Raw genomic sequence first — 21,580 nt, 5'->3', positions numbered from 1 at the left:
TACCACCGATATGGGATAAGAGTGGCACAAGAAGGAGAGCTATTAAAGTCGTAGCAGTTCATATCTGATCCTCCCTTTTACAGATATAAGCCCTAACGAAACAATAATAAAAAAAAGGCACTTCTTAGATTTCTATGATGTGACCCCTAAAAGTTAGACTTTATTGCGAAGTGGATTTTCCGCTTCGCATTTTTCATTTATGCGGCTAAGAGTTTGAACCTATATTCAACAGGGCTCATCCATCCAAGTTTCTCTTTTATTCGTTGCTTATTATAATACTCTATATATTGATCTATTGCATCTTTAAGTTCGTCATAACTGTAATAAACTTCTCCATAATACATTTCCTGTTTCATTATTCCGAAGAAATTTTCCATAACTGAATTATCATGGCAATTTCCTTTTCTGGACATACTCTGAAAGATTCGATGTTCTTGTAAAGTATGAACATATGCCTTCATTTGATACCCCCATCCTTGGTCTGAATGAAAAGTTCTACGATATGGGCAATCTGATGTAATCTCTATTGCGGTGTTCAGTGCATCCATTATGTTTTTAGCTGATGGTGTAGGTGATACACCATAGCTAATAATTTCTCTATTACATAAATCCATAAACGGATCTAGATATAATTTTTTAATAATCATACGGCCTTTAGAATCAGTATCATAATATTTGAACTCTGTAGTATCTGTGGTAATCTTTTGATGTGGTATTTTGGTTTCAAAACGTCTTCGTAATCTATTAGGAGCAACTTTTCCAATTTTCCCTTTATATGAACTATATTTTCGGCTTTTTCTTGTAAAAGAAGTAACCTGTAGAGATAGTTTCTGCATGATTCGTTGAACGCGTTTTTTGTTTATAACGCGACCTTGTTTACGAAGTTCTCCTAGCATACGTCTATAACCAAAATCTTTATGAATTGAATGGATTTCCTTGATTTTTTCTTCCAATTCTTGATTTGGATTCACTCTATCAAAACGTTTTTGCCAGTACATATAGGTTGCTTTAGGAAAACCAACAATTGCGAGAATATTTTTTAGTTTGAAGTCTCTTCGGAGGCTGTGGATAATTCTCGCTGTTTTTTCAGAAGAGCTTCCTCCTCTAATCGCAGCCTCCTCAATTCTTTTAAATAGGCATTCTCTATTCTTAACTTTAATAATTCATCTTCAAGTTCTTTTACATGATCTATACTAGTATCCACAGAAGTAGCATCTGATATGGCTTTTATGTTCGTGTTCTTATTATTTGAATTCAATGTTTTCTTTCGACCTTTCTTTTTAGGTCTCAATGCATCAGGTCCAGCGATTCTGAAATCATTTACCCATTTACATATTTGAGCAGGATTATTGATTTTTTCTTGAACTGCTAATTCCTGATATGAAACCTCACTCGATAGATATAACTCTACCACATGAAGTTTGTATTCAAAAGTATATTTTTCATTTTGTCTTGAACAAAGTAAACCTTCATCTCCATGAGCTCGATATAGATCAACCCATTTTTTGATGTTGCTACTTGCTGGTACATTATATTTGGTTGCTAAATAATTGCGACCTCCTTTTCCACCTAAATAGTCTTCAACTATTTTTTTCTTAAATTCAAAGCTATATTTTGCCATGAAAAAACCGACCTCCCAATCGTTAGATTTTTGGTCTAACTTTTGGGGGTCGGCTCACTAAGAAACGCCTTTGTTTATAATGACATTATACTATAAGTATATTAAAAGTTAAATAGTATTTACAAAAAAAATCCTTTTTCGTGATATTAAATAAGAAACTGTCATGGAATAATAAGTTTTTGGTTAATACATACATAAATTACCAAATATCTTCAGAGCCCATTAATAGTGAGGTAAGATCAATATTAAGTTTTTCACTTAGATCATAAAGAAAACCGAATAGATTTGAATTACTAATGTAGGTTTCCATATCAGTTTCCATATCATAAACCTCTGCATCAGCAGCAGGGTAAATTATTTCATTAAATTCAGTTTGTGTATAATCGATACTAAGAGTTCCTAATTCCATACCCATTGTGTTTACTGCTAAGGTAATGTTCTGGGTTTTATCGCTTCCTTGTAAGGAACATGCTAGTGAAATTCCTGCAAATGAATCTGAAGATATTAATAATGTGCCGTTCACTGTACCTATTTCTTTATTTACAACTTTTATATCCTGAAAGGATATGTTAATAGAAGTAGTGGTCTCACTATAGTCGTCAGTAATCGCTTTTATATCAATTGTTCCAGTTTCACCAGTTGAAGTGGAGTCCCATTTACCTAATACAGATACATATTCGGTATCATTATTTGATACTTTAAAAATTAAACTGTTGGAGTCAGCTTTTTTGGCTGTAAAAAATGAAATTTTAGTAGCGTTGTCATCGGTTGCATTAATTTCAATACCTTTTAAGGATTTATTATCTACATAGATACTAAAATTAACGATTTCTTCTTGACTTGCTGTCTCACGAGATGCTTCTAATTCATCAATATTTGTTTGAATATCTTCTTTTGTCGGTGCAGACTGTTCAGATAATTGAAACAGTTGATCGATAATATTAAGAGATTCTTTGTCATTAAGGGCTTGTTTAAGGATTGCTATTTGAATATCAATCATATCTTGCTCACTTAATGAAACAGATAATTTATCATAGGTAGCATCTAAAACATTTACATTTACTTTTACGTCTTTTTCTAATGAGACGTCATCAAGAGTATCTAAGATAACGTTGATATAGTTCTTTGATAGCTTTTCAATGGTATCAGGTGTTAATGTATTTTGAAAAGCTGTGACCTTATTTAGGTAATCGTAGCTATATACCTCTTGGGACATTTGTACTAAATTTGTTTTCAGGTATGCACTTGATAATTCGGGGATTTGCATATACATAACTTGTTGATCTAGACTCATGGACATAAGATAAGAGAATAAATCAATTCCATTTAAGCTAAATTTAGCTGTGGTACTTACTTCATTACCCTTCATATTTATTTTCATAAAAGCATTTAAATTGTCTAAATCAATGGTATCATTGGCTAAAAATTGTTTTGCATAATCTCCTAGTGTTAATTTTAAATTCATATCAAAAGAAGTGCCATCTGCTCTAGCTTTTAATTGCTTTTCAGTGTTACTTTTAAGATAAGTGGATAGTTTGTTAGTTTCCACGCTTAAGACTGATTTTAAATATTCGTTGGGATTTTTGGTTGAAAAACTAAAGACACTTCGAATTGCAGGTACTGAGAATGCACCAATAATAATTAATAGACAAGCAACTGCAGCGAATATACCAAGTTTTACTTTTTTACTCTTCTTTCGTTTGGTTTCAATTTCTTCAATAATAGTTGAAGATTCCGGATTTGATGAAGCATTATTTGTACTTTCTGATTGGCTTATGCCATCCGTAGTAAAATCAATTCTACTTGCATCTAAATTTGTAGTTTCACCTAGGTTTGAAGAATCATTTGTTGATGTGTTTTCATTTGGACCCTTATTAATGTTTGAGCTATTTTGCTCATCATTTTGTGACATACTCTCTACTCCTTTTTAAAAACTTTACCCCTTATAAATGAGAAGTATTTTAGTATCATATGTGTTTTATAAGAAAAATAAAACTATGAATAAAAATATAGTCCATATCAAAGGTGGTAAAATTTGTTTATAATATACAACTATGATTATAAGTTACATAATTTGATATGTCAAAGCAATATTAAGAAAACAGGTTGTATATAATGCGAATATTTTCGACAAAATATGACAGAAACACGTATATCATAATTCTTTATAAAATAGAAACTTTGATAATATGCATTCAATAAGATATAAAATCACAAAATGTGAAGTGATTAATAATGAAAATAAATAAATGCGTTGAAATTACAATATTACATAGATAAGGTGGAATTATTTCATAGATAAGTTTGCAAATTGTGAAATTGAAATTTAGATTAACGAAAAATTTTCGTATGATAAATATTAACTAATATTAAAAAATACGAAAGTTTTCGTTAAAAATTCGTGTAATTTTCACAAGGTTTAACTCTAGAATTTGTGGATTACTTCAATTGTTTACATGAAAAATATGGTATATAATGGGAATATAAAACAGTTACTTTTAGTAAGGGAGTTCCCTATCAATTCAATAAAGGAGAAACGACATGAAATTCGGTTATTTTGATGATGTAAATAAGGAATATGTCATTACAACACCGCATACACCGTATCCATGGATTAACTACCTTGGTTCGCAGGAATTTTTTTCATTAATTTCTAATACGGCTGGTGGCTATAGTTTTTATAAGGATGCTAAGCTACGCAGGATTACGAGATTTCGTTATAATAATGTACCACTTGATTTAGGTGGTGGTCGTTATTATTACTTATATGATAATGGTGATGTTTGGTCTCCTGGATGGGCGCCAGCAAAAAAAGAGTTAGAGTCTTATGAATGCCGCCATGGTATGGGATATACTAACATTAAAGGAAGAAGAAACGGGATTGAAACGAATGTATTGTTTTTTGTTCCAAATAATTATAATGGCGAAGTACATAAAGTAACGGTTACGAATGTAGGGAATGAATCAAAGACAGTTAAATTATTTTCTTTTATAGAATGGTGTTTATGGAATGCACAAGATGATTCTACTAATTTTCAAAGAAATTTTAACACAGGGGAAGTAGAAATCAAAGGTTCTGTAATTTATCATAAAACAGAGTATAAGGAACGTCGTAATCATTACGCTTTCTTTTCTGTTAATGCTCCAATTAGTGGTTTTGATTCAGATCGCGAGAGTTTTATTGGAACTTACAACGGATTTGAGAATCCACAAGCGGTTATGGCTGGAGCATCCAATAATTCGGTAGCAGATGGTTGGTCACCAATCGCTTCTCATAGCATAGACATTACACTTGAACCTGGCGAAAAGAGAGAGCTTGTTTTTGTTCTTGGTTATGTTGAGAATGAGCAAAATGAAAAGTGGGAGTATCAACTGGGTGACGTAAATGAGGAGGGGCTTTTATTATCAGCGAAAGCACCGAATGGAACGAATATTATTAATAAGAAAAAAGCAGAAGAAATGATACAGAAATTTGCAACAGTGGATGCGGTGGATCAAGCATTTAATGAACTAGCGGAGTATTGGAATCAATTATTATCAAAATATACGATATTTTCTAATGACGAAAAGTTAAATCGGATGGTTAACATATGGAATCAATATCAATGTATGGTGACATTTAACTTATCAAGAAGTGCATCTTATTTTGAGTCTGGTATTGGAAGAGGTATGGGATTTCGTGATTCCAACCAGGATTTACTTGGATTTGTTCACCAGATTCCAGACCGCGCAAGGGAGAGAATTATTGATTTAGCTTCAACACAATTACTAGATGGTGGAGCATATCATCAATATCAACCGTTAACCAAGAAAGGAAATGACGAAATTGGTGGTAACTTTAATGATGATCCATTGTGGCTTATTTTAGCAGTAGTAGCTTACATAAAAGAAACGGGAGATTATAGTATTTTAGATGTGAATACTCCATATGATAATAAGGAAGAATTAGCGAGGCCATTGTCTGATCACTTGAAACGTTCCTTTGATCATGTTATTAATAATGTTGGACCTCATGGTCTTCCACTCATTGGTAGAGCTGACTGGAATGATTGCTTGAATTTAAATTGTTTTTCTATGGAGCCAGGTGAGTCCTTCCAGACAACTACTAGTAAAGATGGAAAAGTTGCAGAATCTGTTATGATCGCAGGAATGTTTGTATATATAGGGGAAGAGTATGCTAAGCTCATGGAAAAAGCGGATAACCTTGAAGAATCAAAACGTGCGTATCACGAAGTTGAAAAAATGCGTGATATCATTATGGAACATGGTTATGATGGTGAGTGGTTCTTAAGAGCTTATGATGACTTTGGTAAAAAAATTGGTAGTAATGAATGTGAAGAAGGAAAAATTTTCATAGAATCTCAAGGTTTCTGTGTAATGGGCAAGTGTGGTTTAGAGGATGGGAAAGCAATTAAGGCACTTGACTCGGTAGAGAAATTCCTTGGAACAAAATATGGATTAGTACTGAACAATCCAGCATTTACTAGATACTATGTAGAGTATGGTGAGATATCGACTTATCCAGCAGGATATAAAGAAAATGCGGGTATTTTCTGTCATAATAATGCATGGATTATGTGTGCAGAAGCATTGGTTGGAAGAGGAGATAAGGCATTTGATTATTATACAAGAATTGCACCTGCTTATACCGAAGAATTCTCAGAGGTTCACCGTTTAGAACCATATGTTTATGCACAGATGGTGGCAGGCAAGGATGCAAGACGCTTTGGAGAGGCCAAAAATTCATGGTTAACAGGAACAGCATCTTGGAACTTTGTAGCTATTTCACAATATATTCTAGGTATTAAACCAGAGTATGATGGATTGATGATAGACCCGTCCATTCCAAAAGATTGGGATGGTTATAAAGTAATTCGTGAGTTCCGTGGCGATACGCTACATATTGAGATACAAAATCCGAAGCATGTATCAACTGGTGTTGCTAAATTGGTTGTAGATGGTGAGGAGATATCAGGTAATATTGTACCTGTATTTGGTGATAGTGAGGCACATAACATACTAGTGATTATGGGCTAACTAATAAATACTTTCTTTTCAAACCTTCCTTTTAACAAAAGAGTGTCACAAAGCATTAAGATATTAATGTTTTGCTGATACTTTTTTGTTATATTAAGTTGAGATACCCCCTTTCGTAGGTGATTTTTAAAGAGTTTGACTCTTATATTAGGGTAAATAGAAAATTAAACATGGATTTAAAACTTAATTTGCTTAATTTGAGAATAAGAATTAGAAAAAAATACTTGCATCATCGATAATTTGAGTATATTATTGTTATGCTAAGTATAATTTAGCAAAACAATTGAATAATAATGAGAGAATATATCAATTTGGAGGTATTTTATGAAGAATGTGAAACGAACCCTTCTTCTCTTGTTATTACTCTTATCATCAATTGCACTCTACGGATGTAGTGGCGGTATGAAGGAAGGAGATAATAATAAGACACCAACGGATGATATTACTTCGGGAGCCGGGCAGACAGAGGATGATAACCAGACAGTAAGTAAAGAACCGGTGTATGGAGGCTCAATAATTGTAGGAATACCACAGGATTTGGATAGTCTTGACCCACATAAAGCAGTTGCGGCGGGAACTAAAGAAGTGCTGTATAATATTTTTGAAGGTTTAGTAAAACCGGATGAACATGGTAATTTAGTTCCTGCAGTTGCAAGTGATTATGAAATGAATGAGGATGGAACTATTTATACCTTTACACTAAGAGAAGGTGTAAAATTTCATGATGGATCACTTGTTACAGCAGAAGATATTATATACTCATTAAAACGCAGCGCTGGTTTACTTGACACATCCGATCCGGAGGTCAAGGTGGAATCGGCGCTTTCTATTATTGATTCGATAGATGAAATTACAACTAGCGACGGTAAAGATGCGATTCAGATTCACTTAAGTGAGCCTAATACAGAATTGATTGGATACTTAACCTGCAGCATCATTCCGAAGGATTATGACGATCAAGCAAATCATCCAATTGGAACAGGCCCTTTTAAGTTTGTTTCTTATGCGCCAATGCAAAATTTAGTTATGGAAAAGAATGAGGATTACTATATTGAAGGTGTTCCTTATTTAGATCAAGTAACATTTAAAATATCAGCAAGTATTGATGCTGCTTTCTTAGAATTGATGGCAGGTTCCATTGATATTTTTGCTAGATTAACAGAAGAGCAGGCAGCGCAGTTACCAGACGATTATAATGTTGCTGTTGGTAGTATGAATTTGGTGCAGGCGTTATTTTTAAATAATGATGTGGAACCATTTAATAATGAATTAGTAAGAAAAGCATTATGTTATGCAATTGATAGACAATACATCATTGATATGGTTGGTGGCGGAGACGGAGTTGCAATCGGAAGTAATATGCTCCCAGCCTTCCAGAAATATTATGATGAGACATTAGTGGATATGTATCCATATGATGTGGAAAAAGCAAAGGAATTATTAGCACAAGCGGGATATCCAGATGGTTTTTCATTTACGATAAAGGTGCCATCAAACTATGATTTCCATGTAGATACGACACAAGTAATTGTAGAACAATTAAAGCAAGTAGGTATTACAGCAAATATTCAATTGGTTGAATGGGCTAGTTGGTTATCTGATGTTTACACTGCTAGAGATTATGAAGCAACCCTTATTGGATTAGATGCCGATTTAGCTCCAAGTGATGTCTTAAATCGTTATCGCTCCGATGCACGTAATAACTTTGTAAATTATAAAAATTCAAAATTCGATGAAGTACTTACTAAAGCCATTGCGACAACAGATGAAAATGAAAAAATCGCAAACTATAAAGAACTTCAAAGAATTTTAGCAGAAGACGCAGCGTCTGTATATCTACAAGATCCAACGCTAAAAGTTGCGATTAATAAAAAATTAAGCGGATATAAATTTTATCCAGTTTACGTACAAGACATGTCAACAATTTACTATACAGAATAAAGAGATATCAATATTGATATTATTTTAATAAGAATTACTATGAACAAGGAGATGGACTCAGCATGAAATTTTACGTAAAGAAAATAATAACTCTCATTATTACCTTATTGTTAGTATCCATGCTGACGTTCATCGCCTTTCAGGTGATTCCTGGAGATAGCGCATTATCAAAATTAGGGATAGATGCAACCGAAGAACAAGTGGAAGCTTTACGAGAAGCTATGGGACTTAATAAAAGTATTCCGGAGCGATATATTAATTTTGTCTCTGGAGCAATTAAAGGTGATTTTGGAAATTCGTCACAATATAGTCAACCAGTGACTCAGATGCTAAAAGAACGACTTCCAGTCACTCTTTGGCTTGCAGTTTTATCCATTGTAATGGTTATCGTTATTTCCATACCATTAGGAATATTAAGTGCTAGGAAAGAAGATGGATTCATTGACCGTTTCGTATCTTTCCTTAGCCAAGTCTGCATGGCAATTCCTCCATTTTTCTTAGGAATTATGCTTACACTCTTATTTGGTATTATATTAAAATGGTTTGTTCCAGGAAAATATGTAGCACCCAATGAGAACTTTCTGGAATTTATAAAATATTTATTTTACCCAGCACTTGCAGTTAGCTTACCCAAGATAGCGATGACTGTTAAATTTTTAAGAAGTTCTATTTTACGAGAACTTCATCTTGATTATGTAAGAACGGCAAAAAGTAAAGGTAGCAGCGGTGAGAGAATATTATGGCGCCATGTACTTAAGAATGCATTGATTCCTGTCATTACTTTTATGGGTATGGTAATTGCAGATTTATTTGCAGGTAGCATTGTAATTGAGCAAGTGTTTAATCTTCCAGGCTTAGGAAGGTTATTGGTGGTTGCTATATCAAATCGAGATTTTAATGTTGTACAGGCAGCAGTGCTATACATAGCAGCCATTGTTATTTTTGTTAATTTTATCGTTGATATTTTATATCAAGTATTGGACCCAAGAGTACGAATTTCGTAGACTACAGTAAGGAGCAAAGAAAATGAAGAGAAAATTAAATCTTAATTTAATCATTGGAATTATTTTGATTTCATTTGTTTTACTGCTTGTTGTAGTAGGAATTTTCTATACACCATATGATCCGAATGCTATGGATATTATGGCTAAGAATAAGGCACCAAGTTTAAAACATTTGTTTGGAACGGATTTTTTAGGACGAGATATCTTATCAAGAGTTATGAAGGGTGCAGGGACTACGTTTTTTATTGGACTAGCAACCGTTTTCATTGGTGGAATCATTGGAACTATCGTAGGTGCAATCACAGGATATTATGGTGGTATTTTAGATGAGATATTAATGCGTTTAAATGATGGACTTACGTCTTTTCCTAGTATTTTATTAGCCCTTGTTTTTGTGAGCGTATTAGGAACAGGTAAGTATAATATTATTTTAGCGCTTGGAATTATCTTTATTCCTAGTTTTGCACGTGTTGTGCGAAGTGAATATATTTTGCAAAAGCAACTGGATTATGTTAAAAACGCAAAACTTATGGGCGCAAGTGATTTTCGGATTATGTTTGTACATATCTTACCGAATACATCCTCAATTTTAGTTTCTGCGTTTGCAGTTGGTTTTAATAATGCAGTATTAGCCGAAGCAGGTATGAGTTATTTAAGCCTTGGGGTACAACCTCCAGATGCAAGTCTTGGTAGAATGCTCTCAGAAGCGCAAACATATTTATTTAAGGCTCCTTGGTTTGCAATTGCACCTGGTGTGATAATTATTATAACAGTATTAGGTTTTTCTTTAATTAGTGAAAATAGAAGATAGGCCTAAAAACATTTCAACTGGGAAAAAAGAAGAGAGGTTACTTTTTACTAGGAACTTAGCTACCGAACGGCAACATGGAGGATAGAATGCAAGAAAATAAAAATACTCCCCTTTTAACTGTAAAAGATTTATCAATTGGATTTATAAATGGAAAAAAAGTCACAAAGGTTGTTGATGAAATTTCTTTTTCCTTAGGGGAAGGAGAAATCGTTGGTATTGTTGGAGAATCTGGATCTGGTAAGAGTGTTACAGCGCTATCCATCATCGGTTTGCTAGCAAAGGATGGAAGGGTACTGAATGGAGATATTATTTATAATGGTAAGAAATTAAATCTTTTATCAGAAAAAGATATGAGAAAATATCGTGGTAATGAAATAGCAATGGTGTTTCAAGAGCCTATGACTTCTCTTAATCCTGTTCTAACCATTGGGAATCAGTTAGAAGAAATGCTTCTTTTACATTCAAAGCAAACAAAAGAAGAGCGTAAACAAAATATACTTGAAATGTTAAGTGAGGTTGGTTTACATCAAGGAGAAGCACTTCTTAAAAAATATCCCCATGAGTTATCTGGCGGGATGAGGCAAAGAATTATGATAGCTATGGCAATGTTATTAAGACCAAAGCTTTTGATTGCTGATGAACCCACAACGGCTCTGGATGTAACAATTCAAGCTAAGATTTTGTCATTACTTAAAAAGATGAATGAAAAGCATGGTACAAGTATTTTGCTGATTTCACATAATTTAAATGTTATTAAAAATATCTGTAGCAAAGCCATTGTCATGCATCATGGAATTATTGAAGAAATAGGAACGATGCATGAACTTTTTGAAACACCAAAAAAAGAGTATACGAAGTGTCTTTTACAAGCTTCCAATCAGGAAATGAAGCCATTAAAAGAAAAAAGAGAGCTTTCCAATACAAATATCGTTTCAGTGAAAGATTTACAGGTTTTTTATAATAAGAAAAAAGAAACTTTGTTTGGTAAGAATGAAAAGGTAGAAGTAGTAAAAAAAGTTTCTTTCGATATGAAGCAAGGAGAAATTCTTGGTATTGTTGGTGAAAGTGGATCTGGAAAATCAACATTAGCAAAAGCCATTGTTGGATTGCAAGACTTCGTAAAAGGGACGATGAATGTGAGTACGAAATATCCTCAGATGGTATTTCAAGATCCCTACAGTAGTTTAAATCCTTCAAAAAAAATAGGTTGGCTATTAGAAGAGCCTCTTCGTTTTCATAAGAATATAAGTGAAAAGGAACGAAAAGAACGTGCTCTTTTGATGTTAGAGAAGGTTGGCTTACCAAGGGATTATGCAAATAGATATCCATCAGAGTTAAGTGGAGGACAAAGACAGAGAGTTGCAATTGCTATGGCAATTATTCTAAATCAAGATCTTATTGTTTTAGATGAACCAGTATCTGCGCTAGATGTCACAGTACAGGCACAAATCCTAGAACTTTTAGTAAACTTGCAAAGCGAATTTCACTTATCCTATTTATTTATCTCCCATGACATGAGTGTAATAAGGAAACTATGCGATCGTGTTTTAGTTATGTATCAGGGACAAATTGTTGAGCTTGGTGATACAGAAGATATATTTAATCGACCAAAACATGAGTATACTAAAAAATTAATTGATGCTATTTTATAGAACATAAATCAGTAAAGAATATATCGGTAAAGAATTTATAACAGTAATCAATATATAATAGTATTGAATATAGCAATAAAGTAAATAAACAAAATAATTAAATGATTAGAAAGTGAGTTGTTATTCAAGCATTAAATGGTTTGAATGGCAGCTCATTTTTAATATTTTTTACTTAACATATTTTTAAAGTACATGCCTTTAACTAGATAATATGCATAAAGTAGGGTGTTGCAAAAAAATATCATTTGTAGCATAATGTATTACGTTACATAAAATTGCATTTTTATAAGTGAGAATAGGAAAAGAGGAATAGGTGCGGAGGACATATGGTTGTAAAGTATATAAAAAAATATAAGTGGAGTTATTTGTTTGGTATAATAACTCTTTTTTTTGTTGATTTATTGGGGCTTTATATCCCACAATTTACAGGAGATATAACAGATGGTTTAGAAAGTGGAAGTATGGATTTTAACGGAGTGATGCGATATGTTTTAGGCATCGTACTTGTTGGACTTGGACTGACATTAGGAAGATTCCTTTGGAGGTTCTTTATTTTTGGGTCTTCTAGAAAAATTGAGTACGAACTAAGAAATGATTTATTTGAACACTTATCAAAACTCTCTATGCGTTATTATAATGAGCATAAAACAGGAGATTTAATGGCGCATTTTACAAGTGACTTAAATGCAATTCGTATGTCAATTGGACCAGCAGTTATTACTTCTTTTGATGCAGTGATATTAACGATTATGGTTATTATAAAAATGATCGTTTATGTAGATTTAAAATTAACATTGATGGCATGTATTCCGATGATATTTATTGCCATTGGTGGTGTAAAATACGGAAAATCCATTGAGAAACGTTTTACACAAAAGCAAGAAGCGTTTTCAGAGATGACAGATCAAGTACAAGAGAATATCTCAGGTATTCGTGTCATCAAAGCGTTTGTTCAAGAGCATAAAGAAATTATTTCATTTGCAAAACTGAATAAGAAAAATAAAGATATGAATTTGCGTGTTGTTAAATTGCAAGCAATTGTATTGCCTTTATTAGACGTAATTATTGGACTTTCAAGTGTAATTACTTTGTTATATGGAGGATATCTAGTAGTGAATGGTCAAATATCTCCAGGTAAATTTGTTGCGTTTAACTCTTATATTGCCATGCTTGTATGGCCAATGCTTGCGACTGGTGAGAGTATTACCTTCTTTTCACAAGGCTTTGCGTCTATGAGACGTGTTGAAAGTATATTTAAAGAACAACCAGAAATCGTGGATGATAAAGAGGCAGATTATAATATAACTTCTATCAAGGGTGATATTTCCTTAAATCATCTTACATTTCGCTTTCATGAGGAGTTACCACCGGTACTTAAAGATGTTTCGGTTGAAATTCCAAAAGGAAGTACCCTTGCTATCTTAGGCCACACCGGCAGCGGAAAAACAGCGATTGCAAACTTATTATTACGTATGTATGACGTTGATAAAGGTATGATCAAGATTGATGGAAATGATATCAAAAAGATTCCTCTTATGACATTAAGAGAGCAAATTGCTTATGTTCCACAAGATAATTTCTTATTTTCAGACTCGTTACAAAGCAATATTGCCTTTGGAACTCGTAAATTAATGGATTTCCCAGAGGAAAAAACAAAATTATTGCTAAAACATAAAAATCATCTTGAGGACTATTTAGAGATAGATTTATTAAAACGAACCAGTAAAATTGATGAAGCTTACGGGGATTTAGAAGAGGTAAAAGAATCTGCAAAACTTGCTTGTGTCCATGAAAATATTATGGATTTCCCAAGACAATACGCAACTATGGTTGGTGAGCGTGGTGTGACCGTTTCTGGTGGACAAAAACAAAGAAGCTCCATTGCACGTGCTTTAATGAAAAATGCACCAATATTAATTTTAGATGATGCATTGTCAGCGGTTGATACAAATACAGAAGAGCAAATTTTAGCGAATTTAAAGCAAAACCGAGTAGGTAAGACTACAATTATTATAGCACATCGAATTTCGACCATACAAAATGCTGACAATATTCTAGTTTTAAATGAAGGTGAAAAAATAGAATATGGTTCACATGAAGAATTGCTGGCACTTGGCGGAGTTTATGCAAAACTTTATGAAAAGCAGCAGTTGGAAAAACAGTTAGAAGCAGTATAAATATCCGAAGTTGGATAGATGGGAGTCGTATGTTACGAAGAGAAATTGATATAGAAAAATCGGTACAAGGAAGTGTATTCTTTAGATTAATGCGATATGCTGTTCCTTACTTACATTTAATGATTTTAGCAGTTGTTTTGGTACTGTTTATTACAGGCTTTGAACTTTATCGACCAAAGCTTATGGGAGAAGCAGTCGATTTATTTATAGCGAATGGTTCTTTTGGTGCGATTAAGGAAACAGCAATTATTTATTTATTAGTTTTACTAGGAAGCTTTCTTTTTAATTTTTTACAAACGTGGATTTTACAGTTAACCGGTCAAAAAATTATATATAATATTCGTCAAGAAGTGTTTGAGCATGTACAGCACTTATCGCTACGTTTTTTTGATATCACACCGGTGGGCCGTATTGTTACAAGAGTAACCAATGACGTAGAAGCCCTACATGAAATGTATGCGAATATTTTAGTAAAGTTAATTAAAAATATTGCAAAAATTATAGGTCTTGCAATTGTAATGCTAAGCATGAATGTGAAAATTTCATTATACGCATTCGCTTTATTGCCATTTATATTTGGATTGACTTGGTTGTTTAAAAATGTATCAAGAGCCACATATCGTGTTGCAAGAACAAAAATTACTGCTATTAATACGTATCTTTCAGAGCATTTATCTGGCATGAAACTAATTCAGATATTTGCAAGAGAAGTAGAGAAAAACGCAGAATTTAAACGAAAAAGTAAAGAATTATATCGTGCAAATTACAGGGAAATGATGGTATTTGCTATCTTTCGCCCTTCAATCTATTTACTTTCCGTTATTGCGCTTGTTATTATAATTATGGTAGGTAGTGATGCAGTATTATCAAACGTAATTACCGTTGGTATGTTATATACCTTCATTCAATATATTACATCATTTTTTGAACCAATTCAGGAACTTGCAGAGCAATTTGGAACATTGCAGTCTGCAATGGCAAGTGCAGAGAAAATTTTCACTTTATTAGATGAGGAAGTAACGGTTAAAAATCCGGAAAATCCAAAGTACTTAAATCAAGTGAAAGGTAAAATAGAATTTGAACATGTTTGGTTTGCATACCAAGGGGAAGATTGGATTTTAAAAGACGTAAGTTTTACTATAGAACCTGGCCAAAGCGTTGCCTTCGTTGGGGCTACTGGGGCAGGTAAATCTTCAATCCTTAACTTAATAGGCAGATATTATGATATTCAACGAGGAAGAATCTTAATTGATGGAGTTGATATTAAAGAACTGAGTATGGATCAGTTACGTTCTGCCATCGGACAGGTACAACAGGATGTATTTATGTTTACCGGAAATATTAAGAGTAATATTCGATTAAAAAATGATGATATTACAGATGAAGAAATTGTAGCGGCAGCGAAGTATGTAAATGCAGATACCTTTATTTCGAAATTAAATGATGCCTATGAGGAAGCGGTAACTGAACGAGGAGCTACATTATCCGCTGGTCAAAGACAACTTTTATCCTTTGCTAGAACCCTAGCGTATGATCCATCCATTTTAGTAATGGATGAGGCAACGGCAAACATTGATACAGAAACAGAAAGTTTGATACAAGAAGCATTAAAGAAGTTAATGCAGGGAAGAACTACTATTATGGTTGCGCATCGCTTATCCACCATACAGCATGCGGATAAAATTATCGTTATGCATAAAGGTGTGCTACGAGAACAAGGTACTCATCAGGAACTACTAGCGGCGAATGGAATCTATAGAAAACTATATGAGTTACAGCTAGCATAAAGGAATTGTCAAATGTATTAGGAGAAATATTATGTTATCAATAAAGCAATTAAATTTACAAGAAATTCAAGATGTTTATAATAAGTACCTTGTCAATGATTTTCCAAAAGAAGAGCAAAAGCCCTTATCATTGATACAAGATTTAATTCATAAGAATGCTTATGTTTGTTATGGATTATATGAAGATGAAACACTAGTGTCTTACGCATTCTTTGGTAAAGATACATCTAGTAGTAGCATATTACTTGATTTCTTAGCAGTAGTTGATGAATATCGTTCTTTTGGATATGGAAGTAAATTTTTATCTCTAATAAAAAAAGAATTAAAGGGATATGATGGTATTATTTTTGAAGTAGAAAGCGGAGAGAGCGCTGCCGATGAGGAAGCAAAAGCTATTTGTGAACGCCGTATTGAATTTTATCATCGCAACGGAGTAAGAAGTACTACGAATTATTGTTTTTTCTTTGGAGTAGATATGGTGATTATGTTTATGCCTCTTATGAATGATCTTGAAGATGACAAGATTGGTGAAACATTGGATCAAATTTACCATGTTATGTATACAAAGGATGTATACGAGAAAAATATAAAATTAAGAAAAGAAAAATAGTATTTAATTAAGAAAAAATACAAAAAAAGTATTGACAATCATTGTGGTTTATGTTACTATTAATGAGCTGTAGCTATGAAGTGATCATAAGCTACAATGACAACTTTAAAGCAGAGTATCCACTCTCGCCCCAAGCGATTCGGCAAACGGGCCTTAATACTTAGATAAATAAAGTTTCTCATATACGATAAAGGTATATGTGTATGCTTATTTTGTATGGTTTGAATGAACGGTGGATAGCTTGCTATTCACCTTATTTTTTTTTTATAATATCCTATGGAGGTGCAGAACTATTAGCGAATTAATGATTAATGAGCAAATCAGAGACAGAGAAGTTCGTCTGATTGGTAAAGACGGAGAACAGCTTGGAATTGTATCATCAAGAGATGCATTGAAGTTAGCACAGGAGGCGGAACTTGATTTAGTAAAGATTGCCCCAACGGCTAAACCACCTGTTTGTAAAATTATTGACTATGGTAAATATCGATATGAATTAGCTAGAAAAGAAAAAGAAGCTAAGAAAAAGCAGAAGGTTACAGACGTTAAAGAAATCCGTTTAACACCGAACATCGATGACAATGATTTGAATACAAAGGCAAATCAAGCAAGAAAGTTCATTACCAAAGGGGATAAGGTCAAGGTATCTCTAAGATTTCGAGGCAGAGAAATGGCACATATGGGACAAAATAAGCAGATCTTAGACGATTTTTATGCTTTACTCGAAGATGTGGCTTCTGTTGAAAAACCTGCAAAAATGGAAGGAAGAAGCATGAGCATGTTTCTTACAGAGAAAAAATAGTAGTCGTTAATATCATTTTAATAGGATAACTCATTGAGTGATTTGGTTAAAATGTATTAAATAATGGGACTTGTATAGCATGTTTCATAGCAGTAATAAATATTGTGGTTAGTGCTTAAGTTATTGTGCTAAGCCTATAATTAAGGAGGAAATATCATGCCAAAAATGAAAACAAGCAAAGCAGCAGCTAAGCGTTTTAAGATGACTGGTACAGGTAAATTAAAGAGAATGAAAGCTGGAAAACAGCATATTTTAACTAAGAAATCTACAAAAACTAAGAGAAATCTTAGAAAAGCAACCATGATGGATGCAAGTAACGAAAAGAACATGAAAAAGATTTTACCATATCTATAAGATAAGGTATAAGGAGGGAAATAGACTATGGCAAGAATTAAAGGTGGCTTAAACGCTAAGAAAAAACACAATAAAGTATTAAAGCTAGCAAAAGGTTATAGAGGCGCTAGAAGTAAACAATATAGAGTTGCAAAACAGTCCGTAATGAGAGCGTTAACTTCCTCTTTCGCTGGACGTAAAGAAAGAAAAAGACAATTCAGACAATTATGGATTGCAAGAATTAATGCAGCAGCTAGAATGAATGGTCTTTCCTACAGTAAATTCATGTATGGCTTAAAAGAAGCTAACGTTACTGTAAACAGAAAGATGTTAGCAGAAATGGCTGTTAACGATGCAGAAGGCTTTAAAGCTTTAGTTGAAGTTGCTAAATCTAAGATTGCGTAATTTTAACATATAATATGAAAAATATGAACTGTTATAAACTATAGTTTCATTTATTTTAAGGAATAATTGAGATAGATAGTTTATAGCAGTTTTTTTATTTGTAAAATAATTCATAAATGCTTTGTCATATAACTTATGCATAAGTTCTGTGCTTTATAATTTAAGGAATAAGAGCTGTGCCATATAGCTTAAGGTATAAATACTTTGTTTTAATTAAAAAATGCTCGATTTAGTACGTGCATGACGATGAAAATGTTCTACTTTAAATGAAAATCAAATGAGACGATTCTAATATAATTCTAACTTGAATATGAAAGTCTCCTGTCGTATGATAAAATCAATAAAATATGTAAAAATAGATATATAGTCAGGAGGGTGTTATGAGATATAAAATATCAAACATGTTATGGGGAATCTTTTGGATTGCGCTTGGTTTAGGAATTGCGGGAAATGTTCTTAATTTATGGGATTTTAACTTCTTCTTTGATGGTTGGTGGACATTCTTAATCATTATACCTAGCATTATTAGCATTGTTAAGTATGGATTTGGAAGTGGCTCAACCATATGGCTTACAATAGGAGTTTTTCTACTACTTTCTAGTAGGGATCTTATTGATATGTCAATGGTACGTAAGTTAATAATTCCAATCATATTAATTGTAATAGGTATTCATATGATAATAAAAAATCTTTTTTATTCTACGAAGTTTAAAAACATTATGAATAATCAGAAACCTAGTACTGAATATGCGGTAACGTTTAGCGGAAGACGAATTGTGCTGCCTCCAGAAGTATTTTATGGTAGTGAGCTTAATGCAATCTTTGGAGGGCTTGATTTTGACTTAAGAAATGCTGTAATTGATGATGATATCGTTATAAATGCAACTGCGATATTTGGAGGTATAAACATATGGGTACCAGAACATGTTAGAGTTAAATGTTCGTCTACTTCCATTTTTGGAGGGGTAAGCAATAAAAGATATAAAAATGCGAAAGAGGGACCTACAATCTATATTAATGGAACCTGTATGTTTGGAGGTGTAGATATAAAATGAATCCAGTACAAAAAGTAATCAAGTATTTTGCTATCGCATTTGCAATCTTCCTTACAATAGGAATATTTACTGGAATATTTGGTATTATTGCAGGAATTTCTACGGGCGTAGAGATAAAAAATAGTAAAACACAAGTAGTTAGCTTTTCAGAGGAGTTTACAAATGTAACTAGCTTAGAAGTTGAATGCGCAAATTACTCAGTGACAATTCAGACAGGGGATCGTTTTTTAGTAGAGGCAAAAAACGTATCCGATAATTATCAAGCTAGATTAACACAAAATGGAACATTAGTAATTGGTTTTGAAAATCAAAAAAATTGGTTCTTTAATCTATTTTCATTTATTGATGGGAATATGCAAAAAGCAGAAGTTATAGTTACAGTACCAGAGAATTTTATTGCAAATAAAATTAATATTGATGGTGGAAGTGGATTTTTAAATGTCGATGGATTACATTCAAAAGAGCTGCGCCTAGACCTTGGTTCTGGAGGTATGAAAGGTACAAATATAGTTGCTGATGATGCCTATATTGATGGTGGTTCTGGTGAAATGTTATTTGAGAATATTGAACTTTCAGAGGTAGTTATTGATGCAGGTTCAGGTTCGCTTACGATACAAGAAGCATGGTTAAATGATTTAGATTTGGATGCAGGTACTGGTTCTATTAATATCAATGGTTATCTACATGGAGATAGTAAAATTGATGGCGGAAGTGGAAATATAACACTCGCAATAAAAGATACCATTGATAACTTTAATCTCAGGGGTGATGCAGGTTCGGGTGGAATCTGGGTAGCTGGAGAAAAAATGATGGATGACTTTAAAAGAAATAATATTACAGCAAATAATTCTATTTATATTGATGGTGGCTCTGGTAGAGTTGCACTTGACTTTCAATAATATTCATTTCTATAAGGTTGACAGGGCTTTTGACAACTGAATCCTATAAAATAAAAAAAGCGTAGATTCGGGGAAATCTACGCTTAGTAAGGGAGGAGATAATAGATAGGTGAAGGAAATAATGGGGGAACACCTATCTATTTTTACTCCGGGGATATAAACCATCACAGTGTAGTTCACACTGGCAGTTTTACAACTACATTATTACATTATTCTGAGTAAATGTCAATAAAATATTTGTTAAAAAGCAACTTATGGTAAAAAGTACATGAAAAAGGATATTCTACTAAAGAAATTAGGAAATATTTGAAAAACTTCATTTTATCTGAACGCACATGTGATTTGTTTCAACAAAATTTAGGATATACTGTGGTCTTGTAACATCTTTGGAGGATATATGTAACAATTAGTAACACAAATTTCATTGATATTTTCATAAAACATGTTATATTTATTATAGTAAAGAATATGGCCTTCAAAATTGGTGTGTTCTTATAATCTAAGGAGGAAGACTATGGCGAATAAAAAAAGAAGTAGAAGAAATAAAAAATCATCAAGAAAATCCTATACATTAGTAGCTATCATAGGTATCGTCTGTGTTGGTGCGATTGTAGTTGCAAGTGTATTACATAACAATAAAGTAAAACAAACTGATGGGACAGACTTAGTTACACCAAGCGTTACAACAGAACCAACAATTGGGGTAACTGTAACGCCAACACCTGAAGTAACAGTTAAACCTGCAGTTTCACCTACGCCTGAGGTCACAGGCGAGGCAACAGTGACAGAAGCTCCAAAAGTAACGGAAGCAGAGGCGCTTAAATTAGTAACAGATGCTATTGCAGATAATCAATATACCGTTGTTCTTAAAAAGGAGCCCTTGTCTATTGAAGGAAAAGAGTATTATGCCTATGTTATTTCTAAGGACGGTGTAGAAATAAATCCTGAGATAATTGTTTTAAAGGAGAATGGAACTCTTTATTACTATGATAATGCTGGTGTGATATCTGCATTTACAAAGTTCCCATTAGATAAGGTAGAAACTGCAACACCAGAAGGTGAAGAAATAAGTAAAGATGCAGCAATTGAACGTGTAGCAAAGCTATCCAAGAAAGTACTTGGGCTAAGTAAAGATCTAAAAGATTACATCGTTGAAGTTGATGAGTGGCCGACAACAGTAAATGGAGAAAATACTTATTGCCTTAATGTCTTTGATAAGATGGATAATGGCCAGCAACTTGTTGGTATTTATTATGTATCCCTAGACGGAAAGGATGTCTACAAATTAAATGACGAGACTCAAGAATTTATTCTTATATCTGAAGAATAAAGAAGCGTAAATGGAATTGAGTGTAAGCGTGTAAAAATAACGGACAGCATTGGATGCTTTAACAAATCGAATGCAAAATATTTGAAAGTGTTTCTATGTAAAATCCATGTCGATCAAGG

Annotated in this window: 16 protein-coding genes; 14 read left to right on the top strand and 2 right to left on the bottom strand. The window is 33.1% G+C overall.

All coding sequences use genetic code 11. The annotated features are described in order from the left end of the window. Positions 1-197: 197 nt before the first annotated feature. Positions 198-1,621, bottom strand: a protein-coding gene (locus BN4220_RS19775) for an IS3 family transposase (RefSeq protein ID WP_242867755.1) whose coding sequence is annotated in 2 segments (ribosomal slippage) — positions 198-1,096 and positions 1,096-1,621 — 1,425 coding nt in all. Because the reading frame shifts where the segments join, the coding sequence is not laid out codon by codon here. Positions 1,622-1,820: 199 nt separating this feature from the next. After that, positions 1,821-3,533, bottom strand: a complete 1,713-nt coding sequence (locus tag BN4220_RS08040) for a DUF6583 family protein (RefSeq protein WP_066715362.1) — start codon at positions 3,531-3,533, stop codon at positions 1,821-1,823. 629 nt (positions 3,534-4,162) lie between these two features. Here BN4220_RS08040 and BN4220_RS08035 point away from each other — a divergent pair. The 14 genes from BN4220_RS08035 (at position 4,163) to BN4220_RS07970 (ending at position 21,461) form a co-directional block, all read left to right on the top strand. Then, positions 4,163-6,658 carry a GH36-type glycosyl hydrolase domain-containing protein gene (locus BN4220_RS08035; RefSeq protein ID WP_066715361.1) on the top strand — a complete coding sequence of 832 codons (2,496 nt, stop codon included), beginning with the start codon at positions 4,163-4,165 and terminating at the stop codon, positions 6,656-6,658. A 324-nt stretch (positions 6,659-6,982) separates the two neighbouring features. Beyond that, positions 6,983-8,599 (top strand): ABC transporter substrate-binding protein, encoded by a 1,617-nt coding sequence (locus tag BN4220_RS08030; RefSeq protein WP_066715360.1) that lies wholly within the window; start codon positions 6,983-6,985, stop codon positions 8,597-8,599. Between the two features lie 62 nt (positions 8,600-8,661). Next, positions 8,662-9,603, top strand: a complete 942-nt coding sequence (locus tag BN4220_RS08025) for an ABC transporter permease (protein ID WP_066715359.1) — start codon at positions 8,662-8,664, stop codon at positions 9,601-9,603. Positions 9,604-9,625: 22 nt separating this feature from the next. Further along, complete coding sequence (locus BN4220_RS08020) at positions 9,626-10,414, top strand: ABC transporter permease (RefSeq protein ID WP_066715358.1); 789 nt, start codon at positions 9,626-9,628, stop codon at positions 10,412-10,414. 86 nt (positions 10,415-10,500) lie between these two features. Continuing rightward, positions 10,501-12,066 (top strand): dipeptide ABC transporter ATP-binding protein, encoded by a 1,566-nt coding sequence (locus tag BN4220_RS08015; protein ID WP_082812217.1) that lies wholly within the window; start codon positions 10,501-10,503, stop codon positions 12,064-12,066. Between the two features lie 326 nt (positions 12,067-12,392). Then, entirely contained in the window at positions 12,393-14,243 is a 1,851-nt protein-coding gene (locus BN4220_RS08010) for an ABC transporter ATP-binding protein (protein ID WP_066715357.1), read from the top strand. Between the two features lie 29 nt (positions 14,244-14,272). Continuing rightward, positions 14,273-16,030, top strand: a complete 1,758-nt coding sequence (locus tag BN4220_RS08005) for an ABC transporter ATP-binding protein (RefSeq protein ID WP_066715356.1) — start codon at positions 14,273-14,275, stop codon at positions 16,028-16,030. A 31-nt stretch (positions 16,031-16,061) separates the two neighbouring features. After that, entirely contained in the window at positions 16,062-16,640 is a 579-nt protein-coding gene (locus BN4220_RS08000) for a GNAT family N-acetyltransferase (protein WP_066715355.1), read from the top strand. Between the two features lie 304 nt (positions 16,641-16,944). Continuing rightward, on the top strand, positions 16,945-17,439 hold the full coding sequence (gene infC, locus BN4220_RS07995) for a translation initiation factor IF-3 (protein WP_066715354.1): 495 nt from the start codon (positions 16,945-16,947) through the stop codon (positions 17,437-17,439). Between the two features lie 156 nt (positions 17,440-17,595). Continuing rightward, complete coding sequence (gene rpmI / locus BN4220_RS07990) at positions 17,596-17,793, top strand: 50S ribosomal protein L35 (RefSeq protein ID WP_066715353.1); 198 nt, start codon at positions 17,596-17,598, stop codon at positions 17,791-17,793. A 27-nt stretch (positions 17,794-17,820) separates the two neighbouring features. After that, positions 17,821-18,177 carry a 50S ribosomal protein L20 gene (rplT, locus tag BN4220_RS07985; protein WP_066715352.1) on the top strand — a complete coding sequence of 119 codons (357 nt, stop codon included), beginning with the start codon at positions 17,821-17,823 and terminating at the stop codon, positions 18,175-18,177. A gap of 380 nt (positions 18,178-18,557) precedes the next feature. Further along, complete coding sequence (locus BN4220_RS07980) at positions 18,558-19,232, top strand: LiaF transmembrane domain-containing protein (RefSeq protein ID WP_066715351.1); 675 nt, start codon at positions 18,558-18,560, stop codon at positions 19,230-19,232. After that, on the top strand, positions 19,229-20,131 hold the full coding sequence (locus tag BN4220_RS07975) for a DUF4097 family beta strand repeat-containing protein (protein ID WP_066715350.1): 903 nt from the start codon (positions 19,229-19,231) through the stop codon (positions 20,129-20,131). The genes BN4220_RS07980 and BN4220_RS07975 overlap by 4 nt, the downstream gene beginning before the upstream one ends. A gap of 514 nt (positions 20,132-20,645) precedes the next feature. Then, on the top strand, positions 20,646-21,461 hold the full coding sequence (locus BN4220_RS07970) for a hypothetical protein (RefSeq protein ID WP_066715349.1): 816 nt from the start codon (positions 20,646-20,648) through the stop codon (positions 21,459-21,461). The last annotated feature ends 119 nt before the right edge of the window (positions 21,462-21,580 follow it).

Source organism: Clostridium sp. Marseille-P299 (assembly GCF_900078195.1).
Taxonomy (GTDB): domain Bacteria; phylum Bacillota; class Clostridia; order Lachnospirales; family Lachnospiraceae; genus Lachnoclostridium.
This window is presented reverse-complemented; position numbering and strand designations above follow the sequence as displayed.